The sequence below is a fragment of the Streptomyces formicae genome (genome assembly GCF_002556545.1).
GTDB classification, from domain to species: Bacteria; Actinomycetota; Actinomycetes; order Streptomycetales; family Streptomycetaceae; genus Streptomyces; species Streptomyces formicae_A.
In genome coordinates this window covers 3,436,421-3,448,291 of sequence record NZ_CP022685.1, presented here as the reverse complement: position 1 = coordinate 3,448,291, position 11,871 = coordinate 3,436,421, and the positions used below count along the sequence as shown (strand labels likewise).

Below are 11,871 nucleotides of genomic sequence, written 5' to 3'. Positions count from 1 at the left end.
ACTGTCCTCCAGTTGAGGGGACTAGGACCGCGCCCTCGTGGACAGGAATGGGGGAGGCGAGGGCGCGGAGTGAAACTAAGGTTAGCCTAACCTAAGCTCACGCCACACAGAACCCTGGGTCCCCCTGCGTAACAAAAACGGAGCCACCCGGTCCGAGTTGGACGGGATGACTCCGTTGTGTGCCGGTGTGCCGGTGTGCCGGTGTGCCGGGCGCCAGTCGGTGCCGAGCGGGCGATCAGGCGATCAGGCGCTCTTCAGCTTCTTCGCCTTCTCGATCGCGTCCGCGAGGTCCTCCAGGATCGGCGCGCACTTGTCGTACGAGAAGATCGGCTCGGTGACGCGCGGGATGACCTGTCCGGCCTTGACCGCGGGCAGCTTCTGCCAGGTCGGCTTGGACTTGTCGAGGTCGGCGGGCTGGAGCGCCGAGGTGCGGTTGTCCATCATGATGAGGTCCGCGTGGTACTGGTCGACGTTCTCCCAGCTGAGGTTCTCGAACCAGCCGCCGGACTCCTTCTTCGCCTTCTCCGGCGGCTCGATGATGTTCACGCCGAGCGCCTTGAAGTACTCCAGGTCGACCGAGAGGTTCGAGCCCGAGACGTAGAACAGGTCCTGGCTCGCGGAGCCGACGAGGACCTTGATGTCCTTGTGCGCCTTGGCGACCTTGCGCAGCCGCTCGGACGCGTCCTCGAAGCGCTTCTTCGCCTTGGTGACCTTGTCGGACTTCACGTCCGCGCCGAGCGACTCGGCGAGCGCCTGGATGCGCTGGAGCGGGTGCGTGAGCTGGCGGTCGTAGACGCTGATGCCGACGCTCGGGGCGAGCCCGAGGACCTTGTCCGCGCTCTCCTCGGGCACGTACCAGAGGGTGCCCTTGTCGTCGAACATCGTGGAGATCAGCACGTCCGGGGCGAGGCCCGCGTACTTCTCGATGTTGAACTGACCCCATTCGTTGCCGATGACCGTCAGCTTGCTGATGTCCATGTCGCCGGCCTGGACGTCGGCCTTGCCGTCCTTGGTCTTCGTCGGGCCGAAGACGCCCTTGACCTCGATGCCGTAGTCGAACAGGGCGGCGGCGACGCCGGTGAAGGCGACGATGTTCTTCGGCGTCGCGTCCCGCTTGGCGGTCTTGCCTCGGTCGTCCTTGAAGCTCCAGGGGCCGGACTTGCCCGGGGCCTCCTTGCCCGTGCCGCCGCCGTCCTTCTTCTCGCTGCCGCAGGCCGCGAGGACGGCGGTGAGGCCGAGGGCTCCGCCGGCGGTGAGGATGCCGCGGCGGGAGGGCGCGGAGGAGGCGGACGGGCGGCGGAGCTGGGGCATGGATCTCTGCTTTCGTGACGGTACGGCGGCGGGGCCACTGGCCGGAATCAGAGCTTAGGCTAGCCTAAGCTCACTCCGGAGTCAGTGGCCCCTCACGTCCATCCGCGCCTTGCCGGGACCTCAGCCCGCGAAACCCAGCTCCCGCGCGATCAGCATGCGCTGCACCTCGCTCGTGCCCTCGCCGATCTCCAGGATCTTGGAGTCGCGCCACATCCGGGCCACCGGGTATTCGTTCATGAAGCCGTACCCGCCGTGGATCTGCGTGGCCTCGCGGGCGTTGTCCACCGCGACCGTCGACGAGTACAGCTTGGCGATGGCCGCCTCCTTCTTGAACGGCTCGCCCGCGACCAGGCGCGACGCCGCGTCGTGCCAGCCGACGCGGGCCATGTGCGCCCGCGTCTCCATGTCGGCGATCTTGAACTGGATGGCTTGATTCGCGCCGATCGGCTTGCCGAAGGCGTGCCGCTCCTTGGCGTACTTCACGGACTCGTCCACACAGCCCTGGGCGAGCCCGGTGGCGAGCGCGGAGATGGCGACGCGGCCCTCGTCGAGGATGCGCAGGAACTGGGCGTAGCCGCGGCCCTCCTCGCCGAGCAGGTTCGCCGCGGGCACCCGGACGTCGGAGAAGGAGAGCTCGCGGGTGTCCGACGCGTTCCAGCCGACCTTCGAGTACGGCGCCGCGACCGTGAAGCCCGGGGTGCCCGACGGGACGATGATCGCGGAGATCAGCGGCCGCCCGTCCTCCTTGCGGCCGGTGACGGCGGTGACCGTGACCAGGCCCGTGATGTCCGTCCCCGAGTTGGTGATGAAGCACTTGGAGCCGTTGATCACCCACTCGTCGCCGTCGCGCACCGCCGTGGTGCGGGTGCCGCCCGCGTCCGAGCCGCCGTCCGGCTCGGTCAGGCCGAACGCGCCGAGGACCTCGCCCGAGCACAGCTTCGGCAGCCACTCGCGCTTCTGCTGCTCGGTGCCGAAGAGGTGGACCGGCATCGCGCCGAGCGAGACGCCCGCCTCCAGGGTGATCGCCACCGACGAGTCGACGCGGGCGAGCTCTTCCAGGGCGATGCCGAGCGCGAAGTAGTCACCGCCCATGCCGCCGTACTCCTCGGGGAAGGGCAGCCCGAACAGGCCCATGCGGCCCATCTCGCGGACGATCTCGTACGGGAACTCGTGCCGCTCGTAGAAGTCGCCGATCTTCGGCGCGACCACGTCGTGCGCGAACGCCTCGACGGTGCGGCGCAGTTCCTCGTGCTCGGGGCTCAGACGGTGGTCCATCGTTCTTCACTGCTCCTGGTGGGTCAGGGCGCGGACGGTGCGGGACGGGCTGGGTCGGCCCAACTGGCCGGCCATCCAGGCGCTGGTGGCGCTGAGACGGCCGAGGTCGACCCCGGTGTCGATGCCGAGTCCTTGCAGCATCCACACGAGGTCTTCGGTGGCGAGGTTGCCGGTGGCGCTCTTCGCGTACGGGCAGCCGCCGAGGCCGCCCGCCGAGGCGTCCACCGTCGTCACGCCGTGTTGCAGGGCGGCCAGGGTGTTGGCGAGCGCCTGGCCGTACGTGTCGTGGAAGTGCACGCCGACGCGGTCGGTCGGCACGCCCTCCTCGGCCAACGCGGTGAGCAGCGCCCCTACGTGGCCCGGTGTGGCCACGCCGATCGTGTCGCCGAGGCTCAGCTCGTCGCAGCCCATGTCGAGCAGGGCGCGGCAGACGCGGACGACCTGGGCGACGGGCACGGGGCCCTCCCAGGGGTCGCCGAAGCACATGGAGAGGTAGCCCCGGACGTGCAGCTCGCTCTCCCGGGCGCGGGAGACCACCGGGTCGAACATCGCGAGCGCCTCGTCCACCGTGCGGTTCAGGTTGGCCTTGGCGAAGGACTCGGTGGCGCTGGCGAAGACGGCCACGCGGTGCGCGCCGAGCGCGAGGGCGCGGTCCAGGCCGCGCTCGTTCGGCACGAGGACCGGCAGGTGCACGCCCTGGAGGTCACCGAGCAGCGGGAACAGCTGCTCGGCGTCGGCCAGTTGGGGCACCCACTTGGGGTGCACGAAGCTGGTCGCCTCGATGGTGGCGAGGCCCGCGTCGGCGAGGCGGTGGACGAACTCCGCCTTGATCTCGGTGGGGACGACCCCCTTCTCGTTCTGGAGGCCGTCGCGCGCGCCCACCTCGTGGATGCGGACGCGGGGCGGCAGGCCCTGGGCGGGGACGGCCATGGGAAGTCCGGCGGCGGTCATGACGCCTCCTGCGGGTCGGCCTCGGTCTCGTCGGGCTCGACCACGGCGAGGATCTGGTCCATGGCGACCGTGGTGCCCGGGGTGACGTCGAGTTCGGTGACGGTGCCCGCGTGCGGCGCCGCGATGACGTGCTCCATCTTCATCGCCTCGACCACCACCAGGCTCTGCCCCGCGCTCACGTGGTCGCCGGGGGAGACCTTCACGACCGTGACGGTGCCCGGCATGGGCGCGGTGAGCGCGTCGGCCCCGGCGTGCGCGGCGCCGGTGAGGGACGCGGCCACCGGGTCGTGGTCCTGGACGTGCCAGGCGTCGCCGTCGCGGCCGAGCCAGTCGCCCGCGCGGCGGAAGGTGTGCAGGGTGCCGTCGACGGTGACCGAGACGCGGTCCGCCGCCACGGTGCGGGCGCCCTCGCCGAGCCGGTGAGCGACGGGTTCGAGTCCCGGCACGCGCAGCCAGTGGGTGAGGGGCGCGGGCGTGCCGCCGAGCCGCCAGCCGCTCGGTACGGAGAAGGGGTCCGTCCAGCCGTCAGTGGCCGGGGCGAGCGCCGCTTCCCGTACGGCCGCCGCCGCTTCGTAGACCTCGTCCGGCACCCCGTCGGGCACCAGGGCGTCCGCCTCGCGCTCCACCAGGCCCGTGTCCAACTCGCCCGCCACCACGGCCGGGTGGGCGAGCAGCCTGCGCAGGAAGCCCGCGTTCGTCGGCACGCCCAGGGTGAGGGTCCCGGCGAGCGCGGCGCGCAGCTTGCGCAGGGCCGTCGCGCGGTCGGGGCCGTACGCGATGACCTTCGACAGCATCGGGTCGTAGAGGCTGCCGACCTCCGTGCCCTCGCTCAGGCCGGAGTCGGTGCGCACGCCGTCGCCCTGCGGCTCGTGCAGGGAGAGGACGGTGCCGCCGGAGGGCAGGAAGCCGCGCGCGGGGTCCTCCGCGCAGACGCGCGCCTCGACCGCGTGCCCGGTGAGGGCGATGTCGTCCTGCCCGAAGGGGAGTTCCTCGCCCGCCGCCACCCGCAGCTGCCACTCCACCAGGTCGAGCCCGGTGATCAGCTCGGTGACCGGGTGCTCCACCTGGAGGCGGGTGTTCATCTCCATGAAGTAGTACGACGAGGGGTCCTTGCCCGGCACGATGAACTCCACCGTGCCCGCGCCCGCGTACCCGCACGAGCGGGCTGCCTGGACCGCCGCCTCGCCCATCGCCGCGCGCGTGGCCTCGTCGAGCAGGACGCTCGGCGCCTCCTCGATGATCTTCTGGTGGCGGCGCTGGAGGGAGCACTCGCGCTCGCCGAGGTGCACCACGTTCCCGTGGCCGTCGGCGAGGACCTGGATCTCGATGTGCCGAGGGCGGTCGATCCACCGCTCCACGAGCAGCGTGTCGTCGCCGAAGGAGGCCCTGGCCTCGCGGCGGGCCGCCGCGATCTCCTCGTCGATCAGCGCCTCGTCCCGCACCAGGCGCATGCCCTTGCCGCCGCCGCCCGCGCTCGGCTTGAGCAGCACGGGGGTGCCGATCTCGCGGGCCGCATCGGCCAGTTGGGCGTCGGTCAGGCCGCTGCCCGAGGAGCCGGGGACGACCGGGACACCGGCCTTCTGGACCGTCTCCTTGGCGCGGATCTTGTCGCCCATCAGGGAGATGGCGTCGGCGGGCGGGCCGATGAAGACGAGGCCCGCTTCGGCACAGGCGCGCGCGAAGTCGGCGTTCTCCGCGAGGAAGCCGTACCCCGGGTGGACCGCCTGGGCGCCGGACTTCGCCGCCGCCTCCAGGATGCGCTCGACGGACAGATAGCTCTCGGTGGCCGGTGGAGGGCCGATCCGTACGGCCGTGTCCGCCTCGCGCACGTGCCGGGCGTCCGCGTCCGCGTCGCTGAAGACGGCGACCGAGCGGACGCCGAGCGCGCGCAGCGTGCGGATGACGCGGACCGCGATCTCGCCGCGGTTGGCGACGAGCACCGTGTCGAACATGGTCCCTCTCCCCGGGGTGGTCCCTTGCTGGAAGTCGCTCATCGTCCGCCCCTCACATCCGGAAGACGCCGAAGCCGGGCTCGCCCAGGGGGGCCTCGGCGCAGGCGGTCAGGGCGAGGCCGAGGACCTGCCGGGTCTCCAGGGGGTCGATCACGCCGTCGTCCCAGAGCCTGGCCGTGGCGTAGTAGGCGCTGCCCTGCTGCTCGTACTGCGCGCGGATCGGGGCCTTGAACGCCTCCTCGTCCTCGGCCGACCACTGCTCGCCGCGCGCCTCCGACTGGTCGCGCTTGACGGTCGCGAGGACGGAAGCGGCCTGCTCGCCGCCCATCACGGAGATCTTGGCGTTCGGCCACATCCACAGGAAGCGGGGGCTGTAGGCGCGGCCGCACATCGAGTAGTTGCCCGCGCCGTACGAACCGCCGACCACGACCGTCAGCTTCGGCACGCGCGTGCAGGCCACGGCCGTCACCATCTTGGCGCCGTGCTTGGCGATGCCGCCCGCCTCGTAGTCCCTGCCGACCATGAATCCGGAGATGTTCTGCAGGAACACCAGGGGGATGCCGCGCTGGTCGCACAGCTCGATGAAGTGGGCGCCCTTCTGGGCGGACTCGGAGAACAGGATGCCGTTGTTCGCGACGATGCCGACCGGGTGGCCGTGGATGTGCGCGAAGCCCGTCACCAGCGTCTGGCCGAACTCGGACTTGAACTCGGCGAAGCGCGAGCCGTCGACCACGCGCGCGATGACCTCGCGCACGTCATAGGGGGTGCGCGAATCCGTCGGCACCGCGCCGTAGAGACCCAGGGGGTCGACCTTCGGCTCCTCGACCGGCTCGACCGACCACGGCAGCTCGCCGCGCTCGGGGAGCGTGGAGACGATGGTGCGCACGATCCGCAGCGCGTGCGCGTCGTCCTCGGCGAGGTGGTCGGTGACTCCGGAGACGCGCGAGTGGACCTCGCCGCCGCCCAGCTCCTCGGCCGTGACGACCTCGCCGGTGGCGGCCTTCACCAGGGGCGGGCCGCCGAGGAAGATCGTGCCCTGGTTCCGCACGATCACCGCCTCGTCGCTCATCGCGGGGACGTACGCCCCGCCCGCCGTGCAGGAGCCGAGGACGGCGGCGATCTGCGGGATCCCGGCGCCCGACATCCGCGCCTGGTTGTAGAAGATCCGCCCGAAGTGCTCGCGGTCGGGGAAGACGTCGTCCTGCATCGGCAGGAAGGCGCCGCCCGAGTCCACCAGGTAGAGGCACGGGAGGTGGTTCTCCAGGGCCACCTCCTGGGCGCGCAGGTGCTTCTTCACGGTCATCGGGTAGTACGTGCCGCCCTTGACGGTGGCGTCGTTGGCGACGATCACGCAGGCGCGGCCCGAGACCATGCCGATGCCCGCGATGACCCCGGCCGCCGGAGCGTCCCCTCCGTAGAGCCCGTCCGCCGCGAGGGGGGCCAGCTCCAGGAAGGGCGAGCCCGGGTCGAGGAGCGTGTCCACGCGGTCCCGCGGCAGCAGCTTGCCGCGCGCCACGTGGCGGGCCCGCGCCCGCTCCCCGCCGCCGAGGCGGGCCGCCGCGAGCTTGGCCCGCAGCTCGTCGGCGAGGGCGGTGTGCGCCGCCTCGTTCGCCCGCCATGCCTCGGACGCGGGATCAGCCGCGCTCGCCAGCACTGGTGCCTGCCGCATCAGTCGAGCCCCCTTGCTCGGTCCACTCGGTCGATCTCGGACCACTCTGGATCGGTTAATGAGCGTTAACGCGTTTCGTTCAGGTTAACGAGCGCTAACCCCCCTGTCTAGAATCAATTCCATGGCCACGAGAACCGACGCCCCCACCCGCCGCGAGCAGATCCTCAGAGAGGCCGCCAGGCTCTTCGCCGAGCGCGGCTTCCACGGGGTCGGCGTGGACGAGATAGGGGCCGCCGTGGGCATCAGCGGCCCCGGTCTCTACCGGCACTTCGCGGGCAAGGACGCGATGCTCGCCGAGCTGCTCGTCGGCATCAGCGGGCAGCTCCTGACGGGCGGCAAGCGGTGTCTGGCCGACGCGGACGGGTCGCCGGAGCGGGTGCTCGACGCGCTCATCGAGGGGCACATCGACTTCGCCCTGGACGACCGCTCCCTGATCACCCTCCACGACCGCGAGCTGGACCGCCTGCGGGACAGTGACCGCAAGCTGGTGCGCCAGCTCCAGCGGCAGTACGTGGAGATCTGGGTCGACGTGGTCCGCGAGGTCTACCCGGACCTCGCCGAGAACGCGGCCCGCGTCTCCGTGCACGCGGTCTTCGGGCTGCTCAACTCCACACCGCACCTGAGCAGGCGCGACGCCCTGCCCAGTCGTGCGGCGATGGCGGAGCTCCTGCACCGCCTCGCGCGGGGGGCGTTCGCGGCCGCGGGGGAGTGAGCGGGGGAGTGACACGCATCTCTGGACGCTCTGGTGACTCCCGGGTAACCTGTTGACTGAGCAAGCGCTTAGTCGTCGTGGGCAGAGGGAGTTCTCCGTGCGCCGTACCGTTTTCAATGAGGACCACGAGGCGTTCCGGGAGACCCTGCGCGCCTTCATCGAGGCCGAGGTCGTCCCGGTCCACGACGAGTGGTTCGCGGCGGGCCAGGTGCCGCGCGAGTTCTACTACAAGCTGGCCGAGCTCGGCCTCTTCGGCATCAGCGTCCCCGAGGAGTTCGGCGGCGCGGGCATCGAGTCGCACAAGTTCGAGGCCGTCCAGTACGAGGAGACCGCGCGCGCGGGCGTCACCTTCGGCGGCTCCGGAGTGCACGTGCTGCTCGCCCTGCCGTACATCAAGGCGCTCGGCACCGACGAGCAGAAGAAGCGCTACCTGGAGAAGTTCGTCTCCGCCGAGGAGATGTGGGCCCTGGCGATGACCGAGCCGGGCACCGGCTCCGACCTCGCGGGCATGAAGACCACCGCCAAGCTCTCCGACGACGGCACGCACTACGTCCTCAACGGCTCCAAGACCTTCATCACCGGCGGCGTCCACGCCGACCGCGTGATCGTCTGCGCCCGCACCTCCGCGCCGACCGCCGAGGACCGCCGCTTCGGCATCTCCCTCTTCGCCGTGGACACGAAGTCCGAGGGCTACTCCATCGGCCGCAAGCTCGACAAGCTCGGCCTGAAGACCTCCGACACCGCCGAGCTGGCGTTCGTCGACGTGAAGGTCCCCGTCGAGGACCTCCTCGGCGAGGAGAACAAGGGCTTCTACTACCTCGGCGCCAACCTGCCCTCCGAGCGCTGGGGCATCGCCTACGGGGCGTACGCGCAGGCGAAGGCCGCCGTCCGCTTCGCCAAGGAGTACGTCCAGGACCGCACGGTCTTCGGCAAGACGGTCGCCTCCTTCCAGAACACCAAGTTCGAACTGGCCGCCTGCCAGGCCGAGGTGGACGCCGCAGAGGCCGTCGCCGACCGCGCCCTCGAAGCCCTGGACAGGGGCGAGCTGACCGCCGCCGAGGCCGCCTCCGCGAAGCTGTTCAACACCGAGGTCGCGCACCGCGTCATCGACAAGTGCCTCCAGCTGCACGGCGGCTACGGCTTCATGAACGAGTACCCGATCGCCCGCCTGTACGCGGACAACCGCGTGAACCGCATCTACGGCGGCACCAGCGAGGTCATGAAGATGATCATCGCCAAGGACATGGGCCTGTAACCCGGCCCGCGAAGACGGCCCTGTAGAACTGCGTTCATGAACCAGGCACTTGAGGGCCTCCTCGATCTGCTCGACCTGGAGCAGATCGAGGAGGACATCTTCCGGGGCGTGAGCCGCTCGTCGATCGTGCCCCGCGTCTTCGGCGGCCAGGTCGCCGCGCAGGCCCTGGTGGCCGCGGGACGCACCGTCCCCGACGAGCGGGCCGCCCACTCCCTGCACGCGTACTTCCTGCGCCCGGGCGATCCGGGCGCGCCCATCGTGTACACGGTCGACCGGATCAGGGACGGCCGTTCCTTCACCACGCGCCGCGTCGTCGCCGTCCAGCACGGGCAGCCGATCTTCCACCTCTCCGCGTCCTTCCAGACGTACGAGGAGGGCCTGGAGCACCAGACCGGCATGCCGGAGGCGCCCGACCCCGAGACGCTTCCCACGGCCGCCGAGATGCTGCCGCGCCACCTGCCCGCGCCCGTCGCCGAGCGGCTCGTCAAGGCCCGCGAGGCCGTCGACCTGCGCTACGCCGACGTGCCGCCGTGGGGCACCGTGGGACAGCCCCGCGAGCCGCGCTCCCAGGTGTGGTTCCGCGCCAACGGCAAGCTGGCCGACGACTCCCTGCTGCACGTCTGCCTCGCCACGTACGTCTCCGACATGACGCTCCTGGACTCGGTGCTCCTTGCACACGGCAGGGGCGGCTGGGCGGTCGGCGACGTGGTCGGCGCGTCGCTCGACCACGCCATGTGGTTCCACCGGCCCTTCAGGGCCGACGAATGGCTGCTCTACGACCAGGAGTCGCCCTCGGCCTCCGGTGGGCGCGGCCTCGGGCAGGCACGGATCTGGACGCAGGACGGGCGGCTCGCGGTGACCGTCATCCAGGAGGGCGTCGTTCGCGTTCCCCGCTGATCGGACATACCGTCCGATACATGTCGCAGCGAGCGGAGCAGGCGGTACCGCAGGAGAACGGCGAGAGCACCTTCACGGTGATCGTCGCCGCCGTCGCCAACCTCGGGATCGCGGTGGCCAAGGCGGTCGCCGGTGTCATCAGCGGATCCAGCGCGATGCTCTCCGAAGCGGCCCACTCCGTGGCGGACACCGTCACGGAACTGATGCTGCTCGTCTCCCTGAAGGCCGGTGCCAAGCCCGCCGACGAGGAGCATCCGCTCGGCTACGGAGGGGCCCGCTACATCTGGGCGCTGCTCGCCTCCGTCGCCACCTTCGTCGGCGGTGGCGTCTTCGCCGTGTACGACGGCGTCCACACCCTCACGCACGGCGAGGACCCGGGCGACCCGCTCGTCTCCTACGTCGTGCTCGCCATCGCCTTCCTCCTGGAGGGCTACTCCCTGCGCACCGGACTCAAACAGGCCCGCGACGAGGCCGACCGCTTCGGCGTGCACATCAAGCGCTATCTGCGCCACACCCCCGACACCGCGGTCAAGGCCGTCGTGATGGAGGACTCGGCGGCGCTTGTGGGGCTCGTGCTCGCCGCGGCCGGGCTGCTCGGCGGGCAGCTCACCGGGTCTGGCGTGTGGGACGGCGTCGCCTCGCTCTGCATCGGCGTGCTCCTGGTGTACGTGGCCTGGGTCCTCGGGCACGCCAACTCCGAGCTGCTCATCGGGCGACCGCTGCCTCCGGAGATGCGGGCCGCGGTCCGTGCCGAGCTGCTCGCCGACCCGCACGTCGTCGACGTACTGGAGCTGACCACGCTGCTCCAGGGCCCGAGGGAGGCCCTGGTCGCGGCGAAGGTCGACTTCCGTGACATGTCGAGCGCCGCGGACATCGAGCGGGCCTGCGACCGGATGGCGCAGCGCGTCCAGGAACGTTTCCCCGCGGTGCGGCGCGTGTACCTGGACCCGACGCCGGGACCGGCTCAGGACTCGGGCGTCAGACCCGCCGCGTCCAGCAGGTAGGCCGTCATCGGGTCGTAGTGCCGGGGGCTCGTGACGTGGTCGTCCAGCGGGACCGTGACCTGCACGGTGCCCTCGGCCTCGCCGATGAACAGCGCCGGGTCGTTGCAGTCCGCGTAGCCGACGGAGTCCAGGCCGCGCTGGCCCGCGCGGCCCGCCCAGCCGTGGTCGGCGACGACCAGGTCGGGCTGCGGGCGCCCGTCGCGCTCCAGGCCGTCCAGGATCGCGTTCATCGGCTCGGGGGAGTGCGTGTGCCACAGCGTCGCGCCGCGCTCCAGCATCGCCACGTCGGCGAACTGGAAGACCATGCCCTCGTCGGCCGTCAGACCCTCGGGGATCACGACGATCTCGCAGCCCGCCGAGCGCAGGGCGGCGGCCGTCGCGCGGTGCACGTCGAGCAGCCCTCCGGGGTGCCCGGTGGCGAAGAGCACCCTCTCCTTGCCCGCGGCCGCCTTGCGAAGCCGGGCCGCCATCCGCTCCAGGGCGTCGACCGTCAGCTCCGGATCGATGGTGTCCTGGCCGTGCCGGAACTGCGGGTCGTCGATCACGCCGCAGCGCTCCGCCATCACCGCGAGGACGTCCTGCTCGTCGGTCCAGCGGTCCCCGAGCTCCAGACCGAGCCAGTAGTGGCGGTCGCCGTTCGCGAGCTTCCTGTAGTGGCTGAGGTTGTTCTCGCGGGGGGTGGCGACGTCGCCCGCGATACGGGTGCGGACGAGGTGCTCGACGAGTGCGGGACGGCTGGGTATGGACATGGTCCCCATTGTGCGGGACGAGTGCTCTGCGCTGGGCGGATATTGGTCTGCTTCGCCTGCGGGCCGCTGGTGGCCGAGCGCGCGGTTCCTCACGCC

General features: G+C 71.2%; 10 protein-coding genes. 4 read left to right on the top strand and 6 right to left on the bottom strand.

The features are described from left to right. Positions 1-243 precede the first annotated feature (243 nt). The 5 genes from KY5_RS14725 to KY5_RS14705 all read right to left on the bottom strand — a co-directional run bounded on the left by KY5_RS14725 (position 244) and on the right by KY5_RS14705 (position 7,158). Positions 244-1,311, bottom strand: coding sequence for an ABC transporter substrate-binding protein (locus KY5_RS14725; protein ID WP_098242680.1), 1,068 nt, complete (start codon positions 1,309-1,311; stop codon positions 244-246). Positions 1,312-1,431: 120 nt separating this feature from the next. Continuing rightward, the gene (locus KY5_RS14720; protein ID WP_098242679.1) at positions 1,432-2,586 is read right to left on the bottom strand and encodes an acyl-CoA dehydrogenase family protein; all 1,155 of its coding nucleotides are present in this window, start codon (positions 2,584-2,586) and stop codon (positions 1,432-1,434) included. A gap of 6 nt (positions 2,587-2,592) precedes the next feature. Beyond that, complete coding sequence (locus tag KY5_RS14715; protein ID WP_098242678.1) at positions 2,593-3,537, bottom strand: hydroxymethylglutaryl-CoA lyase; 945 nt, start codon at positions 3,535-3,537, stop codon at positions 2,593-2,595. Beyond that, a complete protein-coding gene (locus tag KY5_RS14710; protein ID WP_098242677.1) occupies positions 3,534-5,489 on the bottom strand; it encodes an acetyl/propionyl/methylcrotonyl-CoA carboxylase subunit alpha in 1,956 nt (651 codons plus the stop codon). The genes KY5_RS14715 and KY5_RS14710 overlap by 4 nt, the downstream gene beginning before the upstream one ends. Positions 5,490-5,541: 52 nt before the next feature. Next, positions 5,542-7,158 (bottom strand): carboxyl transferase domain-containing protein, encoded by a 1,617-nt coding sequence (locus KY5_RS14705; RefSeq protein WP_098242676.1) that lies wholly within the window; start codon positions 7,156-7,158, stop codon positions 5,542-5,544. A gap of 121 nt (positions 7,159-7,279) precedes the next feature. Between KY5_RS14705 and KY5_RS14700 the strand changes: the two genes are divergently transcribed. The 4 genes from KY5_RS14700 (at position 7,280) to KY5_RS14685 (ending at position 11,026) form a co-directional block, all read left to right on the top strand. Next, positions 7,280-7,870: a TetR/AcrR family transcriptional regulator gene (locus KY5_RS14700; protein WP_098242675.1), complete on the top strand. Its 591-nt coding sequence runs from the start codon at positions 7,280-7,282 to the stop codon at positions 7,868-7,870. A 97-nt stretch (positions 7,871-7,967) separates the two neighbouring features. Continuing rightward, positions 7,968-9,125, top strand: a complete 1,158-nt coding sequence (locus tag KY5_RS14695; RefSeq protein WP_098242674.1) for an acyl-CoA dehydrogenase family protein — start codon at positions 7,968-7,970, stop codon at positions 9,123-9,125. 36 nt (positions 9,126-9,161) lie between these two features. Continuing rightward, a complete protein-coding gene (tesB, locus tag KY5_RS14690; protein WP_098242673.1) occupies positions 9,162-10,022 on the top strand; it encodes an acyl-CoA thioesterase II in 861 nt (286 codons plus the stop codon). A gap of 20 nt (positions 10,023-10,042) precedes the next feature. Beyond that, on the top strand, positions 10,043-11,026 hold the full coding sequence (locus tag KY5_RS14685) for a cation diffusion facilitator family transporter (RefSeq protein ID WP_098242672.1): 984 nt from the start codon (positions 10,043-10,045) through the stop codon (positions 11,024-11,026). Here KY5_RS14685 and KY5_RS14680 read toward each other — a convergent pair. Continuing rightward, positions 10,987-11,775 (bottom strand): phosphatase, encoded by a 789-nt coding sequence (locus tag KY5_RS14680; protein ID WP_098242671.1) that lies wholly within the window; start codon positions 11,773-11,775, stop codon positions 10,987-10,989. The two genes, KY5_RS14685 and KY5_RS14680, sit on opposite strands and share 40 nt — an antisense overlap. Positions 11,776-11,871: the final 96 nt, after the last annotated feature.